Raw genomic sequence first — 23,144 nt, forward strand, 5'->3', positions numbered from 1 at the left:
GGAGGTCACGGTGGAATTCCTGCGCCCGGTGTCGCTCGCGGAAGCGCTCGAAGCCCGCGCCGCACACCCCGACGCGGTACCGATCGCCGGTGGCACCGACGTGATGGTCGAGCTGAACTTCGACCACCGGCGTCCGGCCGCGTTGCTCGACCTCGCGCGGGTACCGGAACTGTTCGGGCACAGCACGGTCGACGGCCGTATCCGCATCGCCGCCGCCACTCCCTACGCGCGGATAATCGACGAGCTGGGGGACCGGTTGCCGGGCCTGGCGATGGCCTCGCGCACGGTGGGTTCGCCGCAGATCCGCAACCGCGGCTCGGTCGGTGGGAACCTCGGGGCCGCTTCCCCGGCAGGGGACACACATCCGGCGTTGCTGGCGGCAGGAGCCGAGGTGGAGATCGCGTCGACGCGCGGCATCCGGCGGCTGCCGGTCGAGGAATTCTACCTCGGCGTGAAGCGGAACGCGCTGGAGCCGGACGAGCTGATCATCGCCGTACACCTGGAACCGGCGAGCGGACCGCAGCAGTTCAGCAAGGTGGGCACCCGCAACGCGATGGTGATCGCGGTGTGCGCGTTCGCGCTGGCGCTGCATCCGAAGCATCGGCGGGTCGGTACCGGAATCGGTTCGGCAGCACCGACTCCGCGTCATGCGCCGGCGGCTGAGGAGTTCGTGGCGGGGGAGCTGCCGTGGGATCGGCCGGTGCCGTTGGCGGATTCGCTGCTGCGGCGGTTCGGCGAGCTGGTCGCGGAGGCGGCCGCGCCGATCGACGACGTACGGGGGAGTGCGGGATATCGCAGACACGCGCTGTCGGTGCTGGCGCGGCGGACATTGACCTGGGCTTGGACGGAGTACTCATGCGTGTGAACGTGACGGTGAACGGCGAACCACGGCAGGCAGACGACGTCTGGGAGGGGGAGAGCCTGCTGTATGCGCTCCGGGAGCGGTTGGGGCTGCCGGGGTCGAAGAACGCCTGTGAGCAAGGCGAATGCGGTTCGTGCACGGTGTACCTGGATGGGCAGCCGGCGTGTTCCTGCCTGGTCGCGGCAGGCCAGGCGGAGGGACGCGAGGTCCGCACCGTCGAAGGACTGGCCGACGGTGAGCGGCTCGACCCGGTGCAGGAGGCCTTCGTGGAGTGCGGCGCTGTCCAATGTGGATTCTGCACGCCCGGGCTCCTGGTCACCGCGCACGACCTGATCGCCCGCACCGCCGACCCGAGTGACGCGGAGATCCGCGAGGCGCTGGCGGGAAACCTCTGCCGCTGCACAGGATACGAGACGATCCTCGACGCGGTCCGCCTCGCCGCGGCCCGGAAGGAGCGGGTATGACCCGCCCGGCACCGGCTCGTTCGTCGCAGGAGTACGACGACACCGTCAGCGGTGGTGTCGGCACCAGCCCGCTGCGTCCGGACGGGACGCTCAAGGTACGCGGCGAATTCGCCTACTCCTCGGATCTCTGGCACGAGGACATGCTGTGGGGCGCCACGCTGCGCAGCCCGCATCCCCACGCACGCGTCCGGCGGCTCGACGTTTCCCGGGCACTCGCCCGGCCCGGCGTCCATGCGGCACTGACCCACGAGGACGTTCCCGGCGAGAACAGCTACGGACTGAAGTACCAGGACACGCCGGCGCTCGCGGCGGACCGGGTGCGTTACCAGGGCGAGCCGGTGGCGATCCTCGCGGCGGACCACCCGGAGATCGCCCGCCAGGCGCTCAAGGAGATCGTGGTCGAGTACGAGGTGCTCGAACCGGTGACCGATCCCGAACGCGCCGCGCACGACGAAACCCTGCCGAAGCTGCATCCTGCCGGGAACCTGGTGCGCTACCAGCGGATCCTGCGCGGTGACCCGGATGCGGTGGCCGACGTGGTGGTGTCCGGGACCTACGAGATCGGGATGCAGGACCAGGCCTTCCTCGGACCCGAATCGGGGCTCGCGGTCCCGGCCGAGGACGGCGGGGTGGATTTGTACCTGGCCACCCAGTGGCTGCACGTGGACCAGAGACAGACCGCACGGGCGCTCGGCCTGCCGCCGGAGAAGGTGCGGCTGACGCTGTCCGGAGTCGGCGGAGCGTTCGGCGGACGCGAGGACCTGTCGATGCAGATCCACTCGTGCATGCTCGCCCTGCGTACCGGCCGGCCGGTCAAAATGGTCTACAACCGGGAGGAATCGTTCTTCGGTCACGTGCACCGGCATCCCGCGCGGATGTACTACGAGCACGGCGCCACCAAGGACGGTGACCTGGTCTTCGTCCGCGCCCGCCTGTACTTCGACGGCGGCGCCTACGCGTCGAAGACCCCGGTGGTGGTCGGCAACGGGACCACGCTCGGCGTCGGCCCGTACGACGTGCCCAACGCCAGGATCGAAGGCTGGGGCGTCTACACCAACAACCCCACCTGCGGGGCGATGCGCGGGCTCGGCGCGGTGCAGCCGACGTACGGCTACGAGTCCCAGATGGACAAACTCGCCGCCGCGCTCGGGATGGATCCCGCCGAACTGCGCATCCGCAACGCGATGAGCGAAGGCTCCACGAACGTCACCGGCCAGCTGGTCGATTTCCCGGCACCGGTGGCCGAGCTGATCCAGCGGGTCCGGGACATGCCGTTGCCGCCCGAACGTGGTGCCGGCGCCGACATCCGCGACCTGCCGGGTGGAGCGTCCAATGTAACCCATGGCGAGGGTGTCGTCCGCGGCGTGGGTTACGGGGTGACGATCAAGAACATCTCCTACGCCGAAGGCTTGGACGACTATTCCACGGCCCGGGTCCGCTTGCAGGTCGTGGGTGGTGAGCCGGTCGCGATGGTGCACACGGCAGCGGCCGAAGTGGGGCAGGGACTCGTCACCCTGCAACAGCAGATCGCGCGTACCGAGCTGGGCGTGCCACGGGTCACGGTGCATCCGGCGGACACGAGCGTCGGCGACGCGGGATCCAGCTCCGCATCGCGGCAGACCTACGTCACTGGGGGCGCGGTCCGCAACGCCTCCCGTGCCGTCGCCGACGCCGTCTACGCGCTCGCCGAACGCAAGCTCGGCCGGTCGGCAGCGGGAATGTCGTTGACCGCCGGAAAGGTCGTTGCCGCAGACGGCGAGGTGGTGGTGTCCTTAGTGGACTTGCTGGGCAAAGAGGTGCTGGAGGAAACACGGGAATTCCACCACCGCAAGACCTACCCGCTGGATCCGGAAAACGGTCAGGGCGACGCCCATGTCCAGTACGGCTTCTCCGCGCACCGGGCAGTCGTGGACGTGGACGTGGAGCTGGGTTTGGTGAAGGTGGTGCAGCTGGACTGCGCGCAGGACGTCGGCAAGGCGATGAATCCGCAGGCCGTGCTGGGTCAGATCCAGGGTGGGTCGGCGCAGGGCCTCGGCCTTGCGGTGATGGAGGAGATCCAGGTGGTGGACGGAAAGGTGCGGAACCCGTCGTTCACCGACTACCTGATCCCGACAGTGCTCGATATGCCGCCGATGCGCGTCGACATTCTCGAGCGCCCTGACCCCCATGCGCCGTACGGAGTACGCGGGGTCGGTGAACCTCCGACCATCTCCACGACCCCGGCGGTCGCGAACGCCATCCGCGCGGCCACCGGCCTCGAACTGCCGCGCGTCCCGATCCGTCCCGAACACCTCACCGGAACCTTGGAGAGCTGACGACCATGACTGTTTCCCTCGACGCGGACCTCGAACACTCCTGGCTGCAGGAAAGCGTGCGGATCGCCACTCGCAACGTCGCCGACGGCGGCGGACCGTTCGGCGCGCTGGTGGTACGGGACGGCGAAATCATCGCCACCGGAGTCAACCGCGTCACACCGACGCTCGACCCGACCGCGCACGCCGAGGTCGTCGCGATCCGCGCGGCCTGTCAGGCGCTCGGCACGTTCAGCCTGACCGGCTGCGTCCTCGTGTCCTCGTGCGAGCCGTGCCCGATGTGCCTGGCCTCTTCGCTGTGGGCGCGGGTGGACCGCGTCCTCTACGCGGCCGACCGGCACGACGCCGCCAAAGCCGGTTTCGACGACCGCGCCTTCTACGAACTCTTCGAAACCCCGCGTGACACCTGGGAAGTGCCCGTCGCCCGTGCGTCGCTCAAGGACCACTTCGCCCCGTTCGACGCCTGGCTCTCCCGGGCCGACCGGATCGAGTACTAGCCCCCACCCCACCGGGCGCTCGTCCCGGTGCTGACCGGAGCACCCGAAAAGCCCTCCGTCCCGCTGCACTCGTGGTGCAGTCAACCCACCGGCAAGGGGAGGACGCATGACCCAGGTACACCTCGACGACGCGGTGACCCCGGCCCCTGGACCCGCTCGCAAGTCCATTGTGGATCGGATGTTCGACCTCCGGGCGCGCGGCACGACCGTCGGCCGCGAGGTCCGCGGCGGAGTAACCACTTTCGTCGCGATGGCCTACATCGTGCTGCTCAACCCGCTCATCCTCGGCGCCTCCGCCGACATCACCGGTGCGAAACTCAGCGCCGCACAGGTGACCACCGCCACCGCGCTCGCCGCCGCGGTGATGACCGTCCTCATGGGACTGGTCGGCAACGCCCCGCTCGCGCTCGCCGCCGGCCTGGGCATCAACGGGATCGTCGCGTTCCAGATGGCACCGCAGATGACCTGGGCGCAGGCCTTCGGCCTGGTCGTGCTGGAGGGTGTCTGCATCGTGCTGATGGCGGTCAGCGGGATACGGGAACGCATCATGAACGCGATCCCCGGCCCGTTGAAGACCGCGATCACCGTCGGAATCGGGCTCTACATCGCGCTCGTCGGCCTGGTGAGCGCCGGGTTCGTGACGCGGACCCCGGACTCGGCGAACTCCACCGTGCCGGTGCGGCTCGGCCTCGACGGGCACCTCGACGGCTGGCCGATCGCGGTGTTCTGCTTCGGGCTGCTGTTGATGACCGTGCTGATGGCACGCAAGGTGCCGGGCGCGGTACTGATCAGCATCGCCGTCGCGACCGTGCTGGCGGTGGTACTGCACGACGGGTTCGGCGTCGGGGACTGGGGCCTGACCACCCCGACGCTGCCCGGGAAAGTGGTCGCCGCACCGGACTTCGGGCTGCTCGGGCACGTCGATCTGTTCGGCGGCTTCGCCTCGGCCGGCGCGCTCACCGCGACCATCTTCCTGTTCACCCTGGTACTGTCGGGATTCTTCGACGCGATGGGCACGATCACGAGTGTGTCGGCCGAAGCCGGGCTGGCCCAGAACGGCCGCGTACCGCGGATGGGTCGCATCCTGCTGGTCGACGGCGCGGGCGCGATTGCCGGCGGGGTCTCGGGTTCGTCACCCAACACGGTGTTCCTGGAGTCGGCCGCCGGGGTCGGCGAGGGTGCGCGATCCGGCCTGGCGAGCGTGGTGAGTGGTCTGTTGTTCGCCGCGACCCTGCTCTTCACACCGATCGCCGGAATCGTCCCGGCGCAGGCGGCAGCGCCCGCACTGGTCGTGATCGGCGGGATGATGGTCGCGCAGTGCCGCAATATTCCTTGGCACGACAGTGATTACACGATCCCGGTGTTCCTCACCGTCGCGCTGATCCCGTTCACCTACTCGATCACCAACGGCGTGGGCGCGGGCTTGATCGCCTTCGTGCTGATCAAGACGTGCCGCGGAAAATGGCGTGACGCCGGCTGGATCCTCACCGTGCTGGCGCTGGTCTTCACCGTCTACTTCGGAATCGACGTGGTCAGGGCGATCTTCTAGCGGAAGGAGAAGGACATGACGCTGATCTTCCTCAACGGCGGTGCCATGCGTGGCGAGCCGCTGCACCACCTGCTCGAGGGCGCCCCGCTGGTCGCCGAAATCGCCACCGCGGCGAAGTACCGGTTCTACTCGGTGGGCGGCCAGTGCCCGGCGCTGGTCCCGGTCGCGCACGGCGGCGCGGCGATCGCCGGCGAGGTCTACGACGTGCCGCTGGACGTGCTGCGCGACCGGGTGCTGCCGGCCGAACCACCCGAACTGGAGCTGGGAGTGGTCGAACTCGCGGACGGCAGCTCGGCGTTCGGCATGCTGCTGCGAAAGCCGCTGACCTCGCACGTTCCGCTGCGCGACATCACCGAAGTCGCCGACTGGCGGGTGTTCCGGGCCGGGGCCGCCGCGTGAGCGTGCTGGTGGCGCCGGACAAGGGTTTGCTCGTCGTGCCGGGGGTGGTGTCGTGACGGTGCCGGTGGCGGCCGACAAGTCCGAATGTTCGCTTGGTGCGGCCGGGGTGCGGTCGTGACTGTGCTGGTGGCGCCGGACAAGTTCAAGGGCTCGCTCACCGCGGCGGAGGTGGCGGACGCGGTTGCGTCGGCCTTCGCCGCGGTGGTGCCCGGGGAACCGGTCCGCCGCCTGCCGGTCGCGGACGGCGGCGAAGGCACGGTGGACGCCGCCGTCGCCGCCGGGTTCCGCCGCGTTCCCGCTCGGGTGACCGGCCCGACCGGCCGGCGGATCACCGCGTACTTCGCGCTCCGCGGCCCGGTGGCGGTGGTGGAACTGGCCGAGGCGTCCGGTCTGTCGCGGCTGCCCGGCGGCGTGCCCGCGCCCCGCACCGCCTCCAGCCACGGCGCCGGCGAGCTGATCGCCGCCGCAGTCGCCGCCGGTGCGACCCAGGTCGTGCTGGGCGTCGGCGGAAGCGCCTGCACCGACGGTGGTGCCGGACTGCTGACCGCGCTGGGAGCCCGGCTGCTGGATGCCTCCGGCAATTCGTCGCCACCCGGCGGTGCCGCGTTGTCCGGACTGGCCACTGTGGACCTGTCCGGACTGTCTCCCGTGGACCTGGTGCTGGCGTCCGATGTAGACAACCCGCTCCTGGGCCCGGACGGCGCCGCCGCTGTCTACGGCCCGCAGAAGGGCGCGACCCCAGCCGACGTCGCCGCGCTCGAAGAAGGCCTGCACCGCTGGTCGGAGATCCTGGGCGCGGAACACGCGACCACCCCGGGCGCCGGCTCGGCAGGCGGTGTCGGATTCGCCGCCCTGGCCGCTCTCGGCGCCCGGATCCGGCCGGGAATCGAGGTACTGCTGGAGCTTCTGGACTTCGCCACCGCAGCCCGCGACGCGCACCTCGTCATCACCGGCGAAGGATCCCTGGACGCCCAGTCCCTGCGCGGAAAAACCCCAGTCGGCGTCCTCCACGCGGCGGGCACCACGCCGGTGGTCGCGCTGGCCGGACGCTGCCTGCTCACCGAGGCACAGTGGCGATCCGCAGGCTTCCACGCGGTGTACGCACTGTCCGATGTGGATCCGGACGAATCCCGATGCGTCGCGGAAGCACCGCGCCTGCTCCGCATGTGCGCGAAACGCTTGGCGCGCGAGTGGTCAGACGAGCGCATGCGGGTTCGTTAGCTGAGGTGTTCGGTTGGTGGCTTCGGATCCGTGGTTGCGGTTGGCGGGTGGGTGCCTGCCGGTTGGTGGCTGCGGTTTCGTCGGTGCCGGTCACGGGTGACTGCCTGTCGGTCGGTCGCCGGGGCCGTCGGCACCGGTCATGGGTGGTCGGTTGTCAGTGGTGGTTGCGTAGGTTCCTGTCGTGCCTGATTGCTTCGGTGAAAGCTGCGTGGCCATGGTCGTTCCCATCGGCCGTGGTTTCATGTTTCGCTTGTATAGCTGCATTTCCCGCTCACCGAGGCCGAATGCCCCGGTCCACCCGATCGTGCAGTGTCGAACACCCGTGCGACCACCATAGAATGGTGTGGTGACCCAGACTTCGTCCCCCAGTCCGCCGCGGGAGCTGTGGCAGCTCACCGCGCGGGAGGTTGCCGCCCTGCTGCGGGAGGAGCTGACGGCCTTGTGGCGACAGGAATCCCGGGTCTGCCAAGTGATCGCCCACCTGGACGCGGGCGGTTCGCGCGAGCTCGGCTATTCGTCGACGACCGCGTTGGTGGCGGAAATGGCGCGAACGTCCCCTGCGGCGGTGCGCAAGCTCGTCGGGCGAGCGCTCGCGGTCAACCCCGGCCACGGTATCGACGGTGCGAAGGTCCCGGCCGTGGCACCGCTGGCCGGGCAGGCGGCGGCCGAAGGTGCGCTCGCTCCCGCTCATGTGGACGCGGTCGTGTCGGTCCTGCAGGCCATCCCCGCCACCGTCCGCGCGGACGATCGGGACCGCACGGAGAAAACCCTGGTCGACTTGGCCCGTACGGCCGGAGTGTCCGAGATCGCCACAGCCGGCCAACGCGCCCTGGACCTGCTCGACCCGGATGGCGCCCCACCTCGTGACCGCCCGGAACCCGACCGTGCCTTGCGGTTGCGCACCCGCAAGGACGGCACCGTGGTCTTCGACGGGCACCTCGACCCCGTTTCCGGCGCGAAAGCGTTGGCCCTGCTGGAGCCCCTCGCCGCACCCCGCCCCGCCGGCCCCGGTGTTGGCCCGGCTGGCGGCGCTGGTGTCGGCCCCGGTGTTGGCCCGATTGGCGGCGCTAGCGTCGGCCCCGGTGCCGGCCCGGCTGGCGGCCCCGGTGCCGGCCCGGCTGGCGGCGCTAGTGTCAACCCCAACCCCAACCCCAACCCCAACCCCAACCCCAACCCCAACCCCAACCCCAACCCCAACCCCAACCCCAACCCCAACCCCAACCCCAACCCCAACCCCAACCCCAACCCCAACCCCAACCCCAACCCCAACCCCAACCCCGGCCCCGGCCACGCGCGACGAGGACGAGCCGAGCGATACGGGGACGCCTTCATGCAGGTCATCGCGCTGGCCGCGAGCCACCCGGACGCACCGAACCACAGTGGTAACCGGGCCGACCTCGTCGTCACGGTCCCGCTCGACGTGCTCCGCAGCGGACTCGGCACGGCCTGCCTGGACCTGGTCACCCGACTCACCGCCGGCGAAGCCCGCATCCTCGCCTGCGACTGCCGCCTCATCCCAGCCGTACTCGACGCGGAAAGCCAGCCACTGGACGTCGGCCGCGCGAAACGGTTGGTCACCGACCCGATCCGCACCGCCCTGGCCCTACGCGACCACGGCTGCGCCTTCCCCGGCTGCTCCCGACCACCCCGTCACTGCGAAGCCCACCACGTGCGCCCATGGTGGAACGGCGGCCACACCAGACTGGACAACCTCGCCCTGCTGTGCGGGCCCCACCATCGCCTGCTCCACCGCAGTGACTGGAGCCTCCGCATCGTCAACGGCCTCCCACAGTTCACCCCACCCGAGTTCCTCGACCCCTGGCAGCAGCCTCGGAGCAACACCCGCCACACCGCTCAACCCCGCGCCGCCTGACCACCCCGCGCCCCACCCCGGGGCGAACCATCGCCACCCTCGCCGGCACCCAGACGTGGGCACACCGACGCCCCGATTCCGTGCGCTTGTCCTACGCTGGCCCCGCCTGCCACGGCAGTCACCCCGGGCGATTGCCGCGACACCCCTGAACCTGAACGGTCGTCGCGCTACTGACCCTCGCCAGCGCCTGAAACTCGTCCGGCGCTGGACCCGACGGTTGCCGGATGCTTGAGCGGTAGTCGGGTTTTTGATCACCGCCAGTCCGGCACTTCGGTACGGCAATGGTCCCGACGACTGTCGTCGTACCCCTACGCCTGAACGGCAGTTGCCCTACTAGCCCTCGCCATCCCCGGCACGTCCGCGCGGTACTGATCTCGACCGCTATTCCTGCGCCGATACGTTCGAGCGGACATGGCTTCGCTGACCGTCGTCAGCCCGAAACATCCGTGCAGCGGCACTCTCGACGGCGGCCGTCGAGACGACGCTTCAATAGCAGCGGCGACGGCGCAGGCGTCGCCGGTACGCCTGAGCGGCAGGCACTCCGTAACGGCAGGAACTCTGTAACGGCAGGAACTCTGTAACGGCAGGAACTCTGTAACGGCAGGAACTCTGTAACGGCAGGCATCCCGCCACCGCGAACATCCCGTTAACCATCGCCAAGCCGTTGCGCCCCGACGCCCCGACGCCCCGACGCCCCGACGGGACGCTCCTGGCGCTCCATGCGGACCCAGCGTTTCCGATGCGACGAACCCAGCGTTCCCGACGCTCGCGACGGGACGCTCGGCCCTCCATAGGAACCCAGCGTTCTCGACGGGTTGGAACCGGCGTTGCGGACGTGACGGCCCCGGCGTCCCTGAGGTGGCAGACTGTGCGCTCCCGACGCGTCGGACCCAGGGTTGCCGACGTGGCGGCCGAGCGCTCCCGACGCGGCGGACCCAGCACCCGGACGCGACAGACCCAGCGCTCCCGACGCTCCAAGCGGACCCAGCGCTCCCGACGCGACGGACTCAGCACACCCCACGCGACGGACCCACCGTGCCACCCCGGGAGCTTTGGTCGGTATCTCCGAGTTTCTCCCGTTTCCGGTTGAAGTCCTGGTGAATTCCCGGGATTGGGCCCCGTTCACTGCGGATTTCTTCACTTTCCGCACGCATAATTCCCGTCCGGTGGTCCGAACTAGTGCGGGAGAGTGGCGTGCCGGGGTCTGTGCGTGCCCGTTGGGTGATGGGGTGCTCCGGGGTGGTGGTGCTGGCCGCCGCGGTGGGGGTCGGCTTTTCGGTGTGGCCGGACGGGGGAGCCGCGCGGGCGTCCGAAATCCAGGTTTCGCGATCGGCCTGTGGGCGGGGCTGGGTCGATCCGCACGCGGGTGAGCAGACGTTCCACCTGCGCAACACTGGCTCGGTCACTGCTGAGGTGGACTTGATCGACCCGGCCACCGGGGTGGTCTACGGCGAGGTCGAGGGGCTCGGCACCGGCACCACCAGGCCCCTGCGCGTGACGCTGGGCAACGGCAGCTACGCGTTCCGCTGCCTGCCCGAGGACTCGTCCGCGATCGTCGGTCCCGCTGTCACCGTGGCCGGCGGTGCGGACCGCAGCCCTGGCGTCGCGCCGGTCACCCGGAACGACCTGCTGGCACCGCTCAAGAACTACCAGGCGCACGTGACCAGCGGCCTCGACCAGCTCGTCGCCGACGTGGCGAAACTGAGGAACGCGATCCACCGGGGCGACCGTCCGGCAGGCGAATCCGCCTGGCTGACGGCACATCTGACCTACGAGCGCCTCGGCGCGGCCTACGACGCCTTCGGCGACTCGGACGCAGCGATCAACGGCACCCCCGACGGCCTGCCCGCCGGCGTCGGCGACCCGGACTTCACCGGTTTCCACCGGCTCGAATACGGACTCTGGCACGACCAGGACCCGGCCACGCTCGGCTCGGTCGCCGACCAGCTCGACAACGACGTGCGGAACCTCCGGGAGTCCTTTCCGGACAGCCAAATCGATCCCAACGACCTCGGCCTGCGTGCACACGAGATCGTGGAGAACACTCTGCAGTTCGAACTGACCGCACACACCGACTATGGCAGTGGCACCAATCTCGCCACCGCGCGAGCCAATCTCGACGGCGTCCACACAGTACTCGACGTCTTGCGTCCTGTGCTGAACACGCGCTACCCGCGCCTATCCACAGTGGACGGGTGGTTGAAACGTGCCGAAGCAACAGTTGAAAGCGCCCGTCGAGCCGACGGCTCGTGGACGCCGGTCAGCGCGCTCAGCCGGCAGCAGCGGCAGAAGATCAACGGCGACGTCAGCGAACTGACCGAACAGCTCGCCCCGATCGCGGCCATCACCGAACCGAGGAGAATTTCGTGAGTACGGTCGCACGTATCCCTCTCCGCGGGGCAGAATCAGCGCCTGCGAAGTACTCCGGCCACGGAGCCGGCAGGGCCGCGGGGTCCCCTCGCAGTACAGGCAGAGACGCTGCCAACAGTTCCTGCGCGGAGCCGGCGTGAACACCGAATCCTCCCGGCGCGGGTTCCTGCGCCGCACCGTGGTCGGCGCTGCGACGGTCGGTGCGGGCTTCGCCACGGGAGCCGTCACTGGCGCCGCCGCGGAAGCGGCCGCGAGTGGCAACGCGAATCGCAGCGCCTCCGCCACAAAACAAGCCGCGAAACAAGCCGCGGAACCAACCACGGAACAAGCCGCGGAACCAACCACGGAACAGGCCGCGGAACCAACCACGGGATCAGCCGCGGAACAAGCCGCGGTCCCATTCCACGGAACGCATCAAGCGGCGATCCTCCGAGCACCGGCGGCACAGTCCGTGGTGGCGTCGTTCGACGTGATCGCCGAAAACCGCGGCGAGCTGGCCGAATTGCTGCGTGAGATCACCGACCGGGCCAGGTTCCTCACTGCCGGTGGTGCCCCGTCCGCGGTCGGGATCACCGCGCCACCGGCCGATTCCGGCGTGCTCGGTCCGATGGTGCCGCAGAGCGATCTCGGCGTGGTGGTCGGCGTCGGTTCGTCGTTGTTCGACGAGCGCTACGGCCTGGCCGGCCGACGGCCGAAGAAACTCAAGCCGATGACCATCTTCCCGAACGACGCACTCGATCCCGCTCAATGCCACGGGGACCTGTCGCTGACGGTTTCCGCGGGAACCACCGACACGGTGCTGCACGCGTTGCGCGACCTCACCCGCGCCACCCGCGGCGGAATGCAGTTGCGCTGGAAGATCAACGGGTTCAGCTCGCCGTCGCGGCCCTCCGGCACCCCGCGCAACCTGATGGGGTTCAAGGACGGCACCGCCAATCCGGTCGACGCCGAGCTGGACCGGCTGGTGTGGGCCTCGGGCGCGGGCGAGCCTGCCTGGACCGCCGGCGGCAGTTACCAGGTGATCCGGCTGATCCGGATGCTCGTCGAGTTCTGGGACCGGGTCTCGCTCACCGAGCAGGAGAACATGTTCGGCCGCCGCCGGGACACCGGTGCCCCACTGGACGGGGCGTCCGAACCGGACGTTCCGCGGTACGCCGACGACCCGACCGGCACCGTCATCCCGCTCACCAGCCACATCCGCAAGGCCAACCCCCGCACCCGGGCCACCGACTCCAGCCGGATCCTGCGTCGTTCGGTCAACTACGACCGTGGCGTGGACGGCAACGGCAACCTGGACATGGGCCTGGTCTTCACCTGCTACCAGCAGGATCTCGAGCGCCAGTTCGAGGCCACCCAGCAGCGGCTGGTGGACGAGCCGCTGGCCGACTACATCTCCCCGTTCGGCGGCGGCTATTTCTTCGCCCTGCCCGGCGTCACCGGTCCCGGCGACCACTTCGGCCGGGCGCTCCTGCAGTGAGCGTCCGGCGAGCTCCCACCACGAGGTAACCAACTCAGGAGGAATCCGCAGTGGACACAGCAATCGGCGGACGGCGCCACCGGCGGTGGTTGCTTGGAGCCGGCGCACTGGCCTCGGCCGCAGTGCTCGCCATCGCCACCGGCTCCGCGGCCACGCCGGCGGACGCGCAACAGCTGCAGGCGCTCCCCGCGTCGTGGCTGCCCACCCGCACCCCGATCAAGCACGTGGTGGTGATCTTCGGCGAGAACATTTCGTTCGACCACTACTTCGGCACCTACCCCAACGCGACCAACGAGAACGGCACCCCGTTCCACGCCGCGCCCGGCACCCCGGAGGTCAACGGACTGGACCAGCACCTGCTGACCGGGAACCCGAACGCCTACAACCCGAAACGGCTCGGCCCTGACCAGGCGCTGACCTGCGACCAGAACCACAGCTACGGCGCGGAACAGGCCGCCTTCAACGGCGGCCGGATGGACAAGTTCGTCGAGAAGACCGAAACCGACAAGTGCACCGGCCAGCCGGTGCTGTTCGGCGAACCCGGCCTCGTCATGGACTACTACGACGGCAACACCGTGACCGCGATGTGGAATTATGCGCAGCACTACGCGCTCAGCGACAATTCGTTCAACACCGTGTTCGGCCCGTCCACGCCGGGCGCCATCGACCTGATCTCCGGCCAGACCCACGGAATGCAGGCGGTCGACCCGGTTTCGCACGAGGCGGTCACGGACCCGTACGTGACCCAGTCCCCGGACGCCGAGGGCATCGGCACGGTGATCAACGATCCGGATCCCGCGTGGGACGACTGCTCGGACAAGAACCACACCGCCACCGACAACCTCGGCGCGATGCGGGGCCGCACCATCGGTGACCTGCTCAACCGGCGCCGGGTCACCTGGGGCTGGTTCCAGGGCGGATTCCGTCCGACCGGCACGGCCAACGGATACGCGGTGTGCGGACAGCAGCACGCCAACGTGGGCAACCAGTCGTCGGTCGATTACAGCCCGCATCACGAACCGTTCCAGTATTACCAGTCGACCTCGAATCCGCACCACCTGCCGCCGTCCTCGGTGCAGGCGATCGGCCAGACCGACCGGGCGAACCACCAGTACGACATCAGCGACTTCGACGATTCGCTGAAGGCGGGCTCGCTGCCCGCGGTCAGCTTCCTGAAAGCGCCGGAGTACCAGGACGCCCACGCCGGATACTCGGATCCACTCGACGAACAGCAATTCGTGGCGGGTCAGATCAACAGGATCCAGCAGTCGCCGGAGTGGCGTTCGACCGCGATCGTGCTCGCCTACGACGATTCCGACGGCTGGTACGACCACGTGCGCCCGGCCGTGGTCAACGGTTCACGCGACGCCTCGCAGGATCAGGCCGTGTGCACCGGCAAACCGGCCGGCCAGGGTGGCTACGCCGACCGCTGCGGTTACGGACCGCGGCTGCCGCTGCTGGTCATCTCGCCCTACAGCAGGGTGAACCACGTCGATCACACCCGGACTGACCAGACGTCCGTGCTGAAGTTCATCGAGGACAACTGGTTCACGGGCCGGATCGGTGACGCGTCGTTCGACAGCCGGGCCGGCAGTCTGGACAGCATGTTCGACTTCTGGTGGCCGCGTGCGGGCAAGCTGCCGCTCGATCCGGAGACGGGCGCGCTCGCCGGCCACTGACCGGAATGCGCCATCCGGAGATGACACCGGGTCAGCGATTCGTCACCCACCGAAGGCCGCCGGGTTCGCCCCGGCGGCCTTCGCCATTCCCGGCTGCGCGGATTCGGGCAGCCGCGGGGACCGGTATTTGCCGGAATGCCACTCACGGCGCGAGTCCTCTGTCGACACGATAGGGTTACCAAAGGCACATCCTGTAGAAGGTGAAGGAACGCGAACCATGGCGCAGAAGGTTCATGTCGAGATGGTGGACGACATCGACGGCAGCATTGCCGAACAGACCGTCCCGTTCAGTCTCGACGGCGTGAACTACGAGATCGACCTGTCCGAGGACAACGCCGCCGCCCTGCGCGACGAGCTGGCTCCCTATGTCGGCGCCTCCCGCCGGGTCGGTGGCCGCAAGGTCCGGATCGCCGCGGGTACCGCCCCGCGTCCGGCGTCCACCGCGGCCGACCGCGAACGCAACCGCACCATGCGCGAATGGGCCGAGGCCAACGGTTTCCAGGTCTCCGACCGCGGACGGCTGCCCGCGGAGATCGTCCGCGCCTACGAGGAGCGCGAGGAGACGGTCGAGGAGACGCCCGCCAAGCCGGCCCGCAAGCGGGGTGGCCGCAAGAAGTCCTGACTCCGGACCAGCCGGCCCGGCACCCGCGGTGACGGGCCACTCCGGCGCCGGTTCATCGGTGCCGCTACTGGCGGCCTCGGACGCGTGCTGCGGCGACTGGCTGCGTCGGGAAGCGGGCAGGCGAGTGTCCACTCGGGACGCGCCGACCAGACGACTGCGCTGGTGTCCACTCGCGACCGTGCGCGGGATCAGCGGCCGAGTCGTTCATCCAGGTCGATCTTCCCGCCCGCCGCCTCGGTGATCGCCTGCATCACGGCGCTCGGGGACAGCGGGTGGCCGTGCTGGTCGGCGTGTGCCCGCATGAGGTTGCCGAGGTGCCGCTCCGGGAGGGTCCAGGTGGGCCAGCGGCGGCGGGCGATGGTGGCCAGCCCGGTGAAGTCCGGGGTGTCCGCCGACGCGGTCGCGTCGAGCAGCCAGTGCAGGTAGGTGCGCTGCACGGCAATGGGAAAGCTGCCCGGATGCCGTAGCTCGCCGTGTCCGGGTACGAACGTGCGCACGTCCGGGAAGACCTTGTCCAGCCAGTCGAGCGCGGTCAGCCAGCCGGGCACCGAACCGAACGCGGCCAGCGGCGTGGCGCCGACGGACAGCAGCCCGCCGGCGAACAGCGTGCCGGTGCGTGGCTCGAACAGCACGAGGTCACCGTCGGTGTGCGCGACTCCGGGGAACGGTACGACCTCCACGACCACGTCGCCGAGGTCGACCTCGACCGGCTCGATGACCGCGTGCACCACCTCCGGCGGCGGTGGTTCCAGCGTGCCCCAGTGCGTGCAGTGGAAGTTCGCCTCGTCGCGCCGCGGCCCGGCCCGGACGTCACCCACCGCCGCGGCCGCGGCCAGCACCCGCCCGCCGTTGCGCAGCGCGACGCCGGTGCCGTTCGAGTGTGAACCGTGCGCGTGGGTCAGCACCACGGTGAGCGGCATTTCGACGGTCGAGTACTTGCGCACGTCCGCGACCAGGTCCAGGGTGTGCTGCTCGGTCCCGCAGGTGTCCAGCAGGAGTACGCCCTCGCGTCCGCGGATCCAGCCGCAGTTCGACACCAGCCACTCGCTCGGACTGCGCACGTAAGCGACCACGCTCGGGTCTGTGTACCTGAGCGGGACGATGTTCCGCCTGATGGCGCTCATACCTTCCCCCTCGCGGGCTGCCGCTCCGGCGGGCCGACCGGACCACTGCATGCTAGTGGAGTTGAATGGTATAGACCAAGCCGGTCGCTGTCAGCAACGGGGAGATCACGTTCCCGGCCGGAAGTCCGGCGAGGCCACGCTGAACAGGCGAAACCGCAGCGTAGGGCACTGAGCCGGTGACCTGGGCGGGACTGACCTGGGTGAGCGGGCAGGCGGTGTCGCCGTCGGACAGCGTCGGACGGCGTCGGGCAAACCGGGCGGATCACCGATTACGGACGGTGGACAGCCGGCGTCGGCCGGGTGGTCGGCCCCGAGTGGACGGTGTACGCCGATCGGCCCTTGGCCCGGGGCTCGCCGTGTGCGCCAGTCGACCCCGTAGCCCTCAGCCGACCGGCAGCCCTCAGCCGTGCACGCCAGTCCTCAACCTACCCGTGCACGCCAGCCGATCCGTAGCTTCCGGTCGCCCCATGTGTGCCAGCCGGGCCGCGGTCCTCAGCCGGCGACGAGAGTGGCTGCGCCGCGGGCGACTGCCTTGGGTCCGTTGCGGGACAGCCGGACTTCGACCGGTGCGCCCGACAGCAGCGGTTGTTCGGCGAGGGCCTGGCGAAGCGGCTTTTCCAGCAGTGACCACGAGCCGGTGACCGAGCCGCCCACCACGGCGCCGGCGATGCCGAGCAGGCCGGCGGCGTGGGCGATCGCTTCGCCGAGGAAGCGGCCCGCGTCCTCGAACACCGCGCCGGCTTCCGGATCGCCGTCGTGTGCGGCGGCCGCGACTGTTTCCGCGGGCAGGTCACGGCCGGTCGCCTCGGCGTAACGGCGGGCGAGTGACCGTCCGGACGCGTAAGCCTCCAAGTGCCCGATCCGCCCGCACGTGCACGGCGCGGGACCGAACCGCCCGAGGTGGCCGATCTCGCCGGCGCCCGTGCCGCCGCCGTGCAGCAGCCGGCCGTCCACGTACAGGGCCCCGCCGACTCCGGTGCCGAGTGCCACGCCGAGCAGATGCCGGTCCGTTGTGGACAGTTCGCCGAGCAGGAAGGCGTTCACGTCGTTCTCCGTGCGCACCGGCACTCCGTCCAGCCTCGCGGACAGCTCCGCGTTCACCGCGGTGCCTGCCCAGCCGGTGAACGAATCGCCAGTGACCACGATCGTGCCGTCGGCCGGGTCGACCACTCCGGCCGCGCCGACGCCGACCCCGGTCAGTGCACAGCGATCCGGCACCAGAGAGCTGACCAGCGCTGCCGCGCGGTCGAGGATGGCCGCGCCGCCGTGGTGTGCCTCCGAAGGCGCGGACGCCGAGGCCAGCTCGCGGCCTTCGGTGTCGCACAGCACGACGAGTGTCTTCGTGGCACCGATGTCCACCCCGGCCTTCACCCGGCTGGGTCCGAAGTGGACAGCGCGGCCCGCCGATCACGTTGCAGCCGCGGATCAGGTACCGGAGAGGAAAGCAGCAACGCCCGGGTGTAGGGGTGTTCCGGGGTGCGCAGCACGACGTCCGCCGGCCCGTGCTCCACCATTTCGCCCGAACGCAGCACCGCCACGCGGTCGCACAGGCTGTCCACCACGGCGAGATCGTGGCTCACGAACAGGCAGCCGAACCCGAACTCCGTGTGCAGCCGCCGGAACACCTCCAGCACGGCGGCCTGGACCGAGACGTCCAGCGCGCTCGTCGGTTCGTCCGCGATCAGCAGCTCCGGCCCCAGCACGAGGGCACGGGCCAGGCTCACGCGTTGTCGCTGACCGCCGGAAAGCTCGTGCCCGTACCGGCGGAGCATCGCCTCCGGGAGCTCCACCGCGTCGAGGAGTTCGCGGACCTTTCGCCGGCGTTCCCCGCGCCCGGCCGAAGTGTGCACGATCAGGGGCTCGGCGACGGTCTGGGCGACCGTCATCCGTGGGTCGAGCGACGAAGCCGGGTCCTGGAACACCGCGCCGATCCGCCTGCGCACCTCGCGTGCGGTGCGGCCGGTGCCGCGCGGCAGCGGACCACCGAGCACCTCCACCGTGCCGGACTTCGGGGTGACCAGCCCGAGCGCGCAGTTGCCGAGCGTGGTCTTGCCGGAACCGGACTCGCCGACAAGGCCGACGATCTCGCCCGGCGCCACGTTGAGGGAAACCTGGTCGACCGCACGGCGTCGGTCGTACTCGACGACCACTTCGGACAGTGCCAGCACCGGACGGGCGGGCTCCTCCGGCAGCGGTTCGTGGGTGAACGAACCGAGCTGCGGGACCGCGGCGAGCAGCTCCCGGGTGTACTCGGCCTGGGGCGTGGAGAACAGCTCGGTGGCCGGCGCCTCCTCCACGAGGTTGCCGGAGCGCAGGACGAGCACCCGGTCGGCGACGTCGGCGACCACCCCCATGTTGTGTGTGATCAGCAGCGTCGCGGTGCCCTCCTTCTCCCGGATGTCCCGGAGCAGGTCGAGGATCTGCTGCTGCACGGTGACGTCGAGCGCGGTGGTCGGTTCGTCCGCGATGATCAGCTGGGGCCGGGCGGCGAGTGCGATCGCGATCATCACGCGCTGGCGCAGGCCGCCGGAAAGCTGGTGCGGATACTGCCTCAGCCGCACCGCGGGTTCCGGCACGCCGACGCGCTCGAGCAGCTCCACGCAACGCGGGTGGTAACGCTTGTGCCGCAGCCGGGCGGGGTCGTGGTTGCGGATCGCCTCGGCGAGCTGGAACCCGACGGTACGCAAGGGGTTCAGCGCGGTCATCGGTTCCTGGAAGACCATCCCGGCGGCCGGTCCGCGTAGTGTGCGCAGCTGCTCGGCGCCCGCGTCGAGCACATTCTGCCCGGTCAGGGTGATCGAACCGGACACGGCCGTACCCGCGGGGAGCAAACCGAGCACGGCCAGTGCGGCCGTGCTCTTGCCCGAGCCGGATTCGCCGACCAGCGCTACGATCTCGCCATGGGCCACGGACAGCGAAAGCCCGTCCACCGCCGTCGATCCGTCCTGATAGGACACCCGGAGATCACGGATGTCCAGCACTGTCTCGCTCATCGCCGCCCCTTCACCGCGAAGGCCTCACGCAGCCCGTCGCCGAGGAAGTTGATCGCACACACGACCAGCACGATCGCGATGCCCGGCGGGAGGATCAGCCACCACGCGCCGTCGAAGGTGTAGGTGATGCCCTTGGACAGCATCGCGCCCCAGTCGGTGTCCGGCGCGGGCACGCCGAGGCCGAGGAAGCTCACGTACGCCACGAGCAGGGTCGCGTCGGCGATCTGGAAGGTCGCGTTGACCACCACGGTGCCGATCGCGTTCGGGATGATGTGCCGGAACACCACCCGCGTGCGGCTCGCGCCGAGCACGGTGATGGCCCGGATGTAGTCACGTTCGCGCAGGCTCACTGTCTCCGCGCGCATCAGCCGTGCCGGCACCAGCCACGACACTCCGCCGATCAGCAGCGCCAGCACGCCGACGCTCGGGGTGACGAGCGTGGCCGCCACCAGCAGCAGGAACAGCGCCGGAATGGCGACGCCGGTGTCGACGATCCGCATCAGCACGGTGTCCGCCCAGCCGCCGGTGTAGCCGGCCACCGCACCCCACACCGCGCCGATCGCGGTCGCGATCAGCCCGGCGAGCACGCCGATCACCAGCGACGTGCGGCCGGCGACCATCAGCCGTCCCAGCACGTCGTAACCCAGGTCGTCGGTGCCCAGCGGGTGTCCGGCGCCGGGACCCAGCCGGGCCGCGGACAGGTCGGTGTGCGACTGGTCGGTGCCGTAGAGCACCGGCCCCAGCACGCAGAACAGGACAACGAGCAGCAGCAGAATGGCCCCGGCCAGTGCGGTCCGGCGCGCGAAGAGCCGGGAAAGGACGGTCACGACCGGGCTCCCTTCACCCGTACCCGCGGGTCGATCGCCAGCTGGACGAGATCCGCGAGCAGGGAACCGACCACAGTGGCCACGGCGACGACCAGCACCACGCCGAGCAGCACCGGGAAATCGGCGTTGCGCGCGGCGTTCCAGAACAACAGGCCGACGCCGGGGTAGTTGAACATGGACTCGATCACCAGCGAACCGCTGAACACCACTGGCACGTAGTAGCCGAGCATGGAGACGACCGAGGTCAGCGAGTTCGGCCAGACGTGCTGCCAGATGATCGTACGTTCCGGAGTGCCCTTGGCCCGGGCCGTGCGCACGTAGTCCTCGGACAGGTTGTCCAAAGTGGATGCCCGCATGTAGCGGCTGAACGCGGCGAGCGCGGCCCCGGTGCCCGCGATCACCGGCAGGACCAGTGAGCCCGGTTGGGACAGCAGCGCGCCGACCGTCTCACCCTGCGCGGCCTGCGCCGGAAACCACGGCAGTACCTGGGCGAAAAGGATGATCAGCACCAGGGACAGGAAGAACACCGGAGTGGCGTAGAGCAGGAAGGTGATCGTGGTGGTCACGTGGTCGACCGCACGGCCGCGGCGGACCGCCTGCCACACCCCGAGCGGGAGCGCGACGACGATCGCGAGCAGCGTGGAGAGCACGGTGAGCAGCAGGGTTTTCGGCAGCCGCTCGGCCAGCAGCGCGCTGACCGGCGAGTTCTGGGTGTAGGAATCCCCGAGGTCGCCGCTGCACAGCCGTACCAGGTAGTCCCAGAACTGCACGGGAAGTGGCTGGTCGAAACCCTGGTCGTGGTTGAACCGGGCGATCTGCTCCGGCGTCGCCTTGACGCCGAGCACACCCCGCGCGGGGCCGCCGGGCAGCAGGTGCAGCAGCACGAAAGTGACCACGGTGACCAGCAGCACGACCACCACGGCGAGCACGAGCCGGCGCACGATGTAGCGCGTCATGTCCTCACCTCGTCCAGAACCAGCGTTGCGGTGCCAGTCCGGCCAACGGATCCTGGCTGACGCCGTGCAGCGCGGTGTCTATCGCGGACACCTGATACGGCGGGTTCGGCAACCAGAGCGCCGGGAGTTGCTCCGCCAGGTAGGCGCTGTAGTCGAGCATCGGCTGGTCCGAGGGGGACAGGTTGGTCTCGGCGATCAGCTCGTCCGCCCGGCGGTCGGAGTAGCTGCCGAAGTTGGTCCCGGCGTCGGTGGCGAACAGCTGGTCGCCGCTCGGGTTGGCCGGGAAGTACCAACTGCCCTGGGTGCCGAAGTAGGACAGCTGCCACGAGCACGAGGCGTCCTTCGGGGTACAGGCGGTTCCGTTGGCCAGCACCGTGTTCAGCGGCTGCGAGTCGATCTTCATCTCGACTCCGATCTTCGACAGCTCGGAACGCAGTTCCTGCATGGTGCCGTCGGTTTCGTCGGAGCCGGATTCGGTGAGCATCGTCATGGACAGCCGGGTTCCGCCTTCGACGCCCTCACCGCACTGCTGCGGGCCGGTGCCGGGCGCGGCGCAGGCGAGCACGCCGTCGGCGCCGGGCTTCCAGCCGTGCCGGGAAAGCAGCTGCCGGGACTTGTCCGGATCGAACGGATAAGGATTGTCCTTCTGTCGTGACGACAGGTATTTGGTGTCGTTGTCCTGCGGGACCGGGCCGTAGCCGACGCGGGCCGAACCGCGCCAGATCACCGAGGTGATGGCCTTCTGGTCGACCGCGTGCTGCAGCGCCTGGCGCACGTAGAGCTGGCGGAACACCTTACCCAGTTCGGGATTGTTGAAGTTGAACGGCGAGTACGTGATGGACCAGCCGTTCCAGGGTTCGACGCGGTAGCCCTGTGCCTCCAGCCGGCTGCGCTGACCGAGGTTCGAAGTGGGCACGTAGCCGTAGTCGAGACCACCGGCGCGCAGCACGTTGTACTCAGCCGCGGAACCGGTGAAAGTCAGGAACTGCACCGTGTCCAGTTTGGCCGGATCGGGGCCCGTGTAGCGCGGGTTCTTCTTCAGCGTCACTTGCCCCGAGGCGGTGAACCCGCTCAGTGCGAACGGCCCGTTGACGACCTTCCACAGTGGATCAGTGGCGTAATTTCCGAGCTTTTTCGCCTGACCGACCAGAAAGTCGAAGACCTGTTTCGCGCCGGCCGGGGTGCGGTCGTGGTCGCCGACCGGTCCGGTGGCGCTCGTGCGGTCCCAGGACTTCTGCGGCATCGGCACCACCAGGCTGAGCTGGTTGGCCGTGAACCAGTCGCGGTTGTACGCCTTGTCCAGGGTGAGCGTGAAGGTGCGTTCGTCGACCGCGTGGAAGGCCTTGACGTTGTCCGGCAACAGCCCGGCGGAGTACTTGCCCCAGTCGTCCTTCCCCGCCCGCAGCACGTTCAGCCAGAACTCCACGTCCCGGCTGGTCACCGGATCGCCGGTGGACCAGGTGAGCGGCTTGAGCGTGATGGTCACCTCGGTACCGTCGGCGGAGTAGCGCGGTGGATCGGCCGCACTGGCCCGGTCGTCGAGAGCGACCGAACCGGACTCGCCGTCGTAGACGTACAACGGGACGTACATGGTGCCGCGGATGGCGCCGTTGTAACTGCCGCCGTATCCGGGAATCGAGATCGGCATGATCCAGTTCGGGGTCGCCGACGGCGGCATGGCGAACCGCACGGTGCCGCCGTCGACCGGTTTCCCGGAACCGCCGCCGTGGTGTTCGGCGGTCCCCGCGCATCCGGACACCAGTAGGGCGCCGGCGAGTGCGCCGCCGAGCGCGGCACGCCACGGGCCTCGCACCATCGGTATCACTTCCAACAGCTTTGATGAAAGCCGTACCCGCGGTGCGCGGGCCGGATCTCGGTTGCCGTGTAATGTTGCACGTGCGACCGTGGTTGCCAAGAGC

18 protein-coding genes are annotated in these 23,144 nt (G+C 69.6%); 12 read left to right on the forward strand and 6 right to left on the reverse strand.

Annotated elements, in window-relative coordinates; all coding sequences use genetic code 11:
• The first annotated feature begins 10 nt into the window (after positions 1-10).
• From BJY18_RS31695 to BJY18_RS31750, 12 genes are all read left to right on the forward strand, one after another.
• Positions 11-865 carry an FAD binding domain-containing protein gene (locus BJY18_RS31695; protein ID WP_184783546.1) on the forward strand — a complete coding sequence of 285 codons (855 nt, stop codon included), beginning with the start codon at positions 11-13 and terminating at the stop codon, positions 863-865.
• Positions 856-1,326, forward strand: coding sequence for a (2Fe-2S)-binding protein (locus BJY18_RS31700; RefSeq protein WP_184783547.1), 471 nt, complete (start codon positions 856-858; stop codon positions 1,324-1,326). Before BJY18_RS31695 ends, BJY18_RS31700 begins: the two co-directional genes overlap by 10 nt.
• Complete coding sequence (gene pucD / locus BJY18_RS31705; protein WP_184783548.1) at positions 1,323-3,641, forward strand: xanthine dehydrogenase subunit D; 2,319 nt, start codon at positions 1,323-1,325, stop codon at positions 3,639-3,641. Before BJY18_RS31700 ends, pucD begins: the two co-directional genes overlap by 4 nt.
• Before the next feature lie 5 nt (positions 3,642-3,646).
• Positions 3,647-4,135 (forward strand): nucleoside deaminase, encoded by a 489-nt coding sequence (locus BJY18_RS31710; RefSeq protein ID WP_184783549.1) that lies wholly within the window; start codon positions 3,647-3,649, stop codon positions 4,133-4,135.
• Positions 4,136-4,241: 106 nt separating this feature from the next.
• Positions 4,242-5,684 (forward strand): NCS2 family permease, encoded by a 1,443-nt coding sequence (locus BJY18_RS31715; protein ID WP_184783550.1) that lies wholly within the window; start codon positions 4,242-4,244, stop codon positions 5,682-5,684.
• 15 nt (positions 5,685-5,699) lie between these two features.
• Positions 5,700-6,083, forward strand: coding sequence for an allophanate hydrolase-related protein (locus BJY18_RS31720; protein WP_184783551.1), 384 nt, complete (start codon positions 5,700-5,702; stop codon positions 6,081-6,083).
• 114 nt (positions 6,084-6,197) lie between these two features.
• Positions 6,198-7,304: a glycerate kinase gene (locus BJY18_RS31725; RefSeq protein ID WP_312874021.1), complete on the forward strand. Its 1,107-nt coding sequence runs from the start codon at positions 6,198-6,200 to the stop codon at positions 7,302-7,304.
• A gap of 343 nt (positions 7,305-7,647) precedes the next feature.
• The gene (locus BJY18_RS31730; RefSeq protein ID WP_184783553.1) at positions 7,648-9,177 is read left to right on the forward strand and encodes an HNH endonuclease signature motif containing protein; all 1,530 of its coding nucleotides are present in this window, start codon (positions 7,648-7,650) and stop codon (positions 9,175-9,177) included.
• 1,194 nt (positions 9,178-10,371) lie between these two features.
• Entirely contained in the window at positions 10,372-11,547 is a 1,176-nt protein-coding gene (locus BJY18_RS31735; RefSeq protein ID WP_312874022.1) for an EfeM/EfeO family lipoprotein, read from the forward strand.
• Positions 11,548-11,725: 178 nt separating this feature from the next.
• Entirely contained in the window at positions 11,726-13,024 is a 1,299-nt protein-coding gene (locus tag BJY18_RS31740) for a Dyp-type peroxidase (protein ID WP_446680368.1), read from the forward strand.
• A gap of 50 nt (positions 13,025-13,074) precedes the next feature.
• Positions 13,075-14,703, forward strand: coding sequence for a phospholipase C (locus BJY18_RS31745; RefSeq protein WP_184783554.1), 1,629 nt, complete (start codon positions 13,075-13,077; stop codon positions 14,701-14,703).
• A 217-nt stretch (positions 14,704-14,920) separates the two neighbouring features.
• Positions 14,921-15,325, forward strand: coding sequence for a histone-like nucleoid-structuring protein Lsr2 (locus tag BJY18_RS31750; protein ID WP_184783555.1), 405 nt, complete (start codon positions 14,921-14,923; stop codon positions 15,323-15,325).
• A gap of 188 nt (positions 15,326-15,513) precedes the next feature.
• Here the strand turns inward: BJY18_RS31750 and BJY18_RS31755 are convergent, their stop codons facing one another.
• The 6 genes from BJY18_RS31755 to BJY18_RS31780 form a co-directional block, all read right to left on the reverse strand.
• Positions 15,514-16,449 carry an MBL fold metallo-hydrolase gene (locus tag BJY18_RS31755; RefSeq protein WP_184783556.1) on the reverse strand — a complete coding sequence of 312 codons (936 nt, stop codon included), beginning with the start codon at positions 16,447-16,449 and terminating at the stop codon, positions 15,514-15,516.
• A 492-nt stretch (positions 16,450-16,941) separates the two neighbouring features.
• Positions 16,942-17,808 (reverse strand): ROK family protein, encoded by an 867-nt coding sequence (locus BJY18_RS31760; protein ID WP_312874023.1) that lies wholly within the window; start codon positions 17,806-17,808, stop codon positions 16,942-16,944.
• Between the two features lie 8 nt (positions 17,809-17,816).
• On the reverse strand, positions 17,817-19,442 hold the full coding sequence (locus BJY18_RS31765; protein WP_184783558.1) for a dipeptide ABC transporter ATP-binding protein: 1,626 nt from the start codon (positions 19,440-19,442) through the stop codon (positions 17,817-17,819).
• Positions 19,439-20,269: an ABC transporter permease gene (locus BJY18_RS31770; protein WP_184783559.1), complete on the reverse strand. Its 831-nt coding sequence runs from the start codon at positions 20,267-20,269 to the stop codon at positions 19,439-19,441. The genes BJY18_RS31765 and BJY18_RS31770 overlap by 4 nt, the downstream gene beginning before the upstream one ends.
• Entirely contained in the window at positions 20,266-21,225 is a 960-nt protein-coding gene (locus BJY18_RS31775) for an ABC transporter permease (RefSeq protein WP_184783560.1), read from the reverse strand. The genes BJY18_RS31770 and BJY18_RS31775 overlap by 4 nt, the downstream gene beginning before the upstream one ends.
• A gap of 4 nt (positions 21,226-21,229) precedes the next feature.
• A complete protein-coding gene (locus BJY18_RS31780; RefSeq protein WP_184783561.1) occupies positions 21,230-23,041 on the reverse strand; it encodes a peptide ABC transporter substrate-binding protein in 1,812 nt (603 codons plus the stop codon).
• Positions 23,042-23,144 lie beyond the last annotated feature (103 nt).

The sequence above is a fragment of the Amycolatopsis jiangsuensis genome (assembly GCF_014204865.1).
GTDB lineage: Bacteria > Actinomycetota > Actinomycetes > Mycobacteriales > Pseudonocardiaceae > Amycolatopsis > Amycolatopsis jiangsuensis.

Coding starts and splice junctions, on each gene's coding strand:
- BJY18_RS31710 (WP_184783549.1), top strand. CDS start 3,647: ATGACTGTTTCCCTCGACGCGGACCTCGAACACTCCTGGCTGCAGGAA.
- BJY18_RS31720 (WP_184783551.1), top strand. CDS start 5,700: ATGACGCTGATCTTCCTCAACGGCGGTGCCATGCGTGGCGAGCCGCTG.
- BJY18_RS31715 (WP_184783550.1), top strand. CDS start 4,242: ATGACCCAGGTACACCTCGACGACGCGGTGACCCCGGCCCCTGGACCC.
- BJY18_RS31755 (WP_184783556.1), bottom strand. CDS start 16,449: ATGAGCGCCATCAGGCGGAACATCGTCCCGCTCAGGTACACAGACCCG.
- BJY18_RS31765 (WP_184783558.1), bottom strand. CDS start 19,442: ATGAGCGAGACAGTGCTGGACATCCGTGATCTCCGGGTGTCCTATCAG.
- BJY18_RS31780 (WP_184783561.1), bottom strand. CDS start 23,041: ATGGTGCGAGGCCCGTGGCGTGCCGCGCTCGGCGGCGCACTCGCCGGC.
- BJY18_RS31775 (WP_184783560.1), bottom strand. CDS start 21,225: ATGACGCGCTACATCGTGCGCCGGCTCGTGCTCGCCGTGGTGGTCGTG.
- BJY18_RS31700 (WP_184783547.1), top strand. CDS start 856: ATGCGTGTGAACGTGACGGTGAACGGCGAACCACGGCAGGCAGACGAC.
- BJY18_RS31750 (WP_184783555.1), top strand. CDS start 14,921: ATGGCGCAGAAGGTTCATGTCGAGATGGTGGACGACATCGACGGCAGC.
- pucD (WP_184783548.1), top strand. CDS start 1,323: ATGACCCGCCCGGCACCGGCTCGTTCGTCGCAGGAGTACGACGACACC.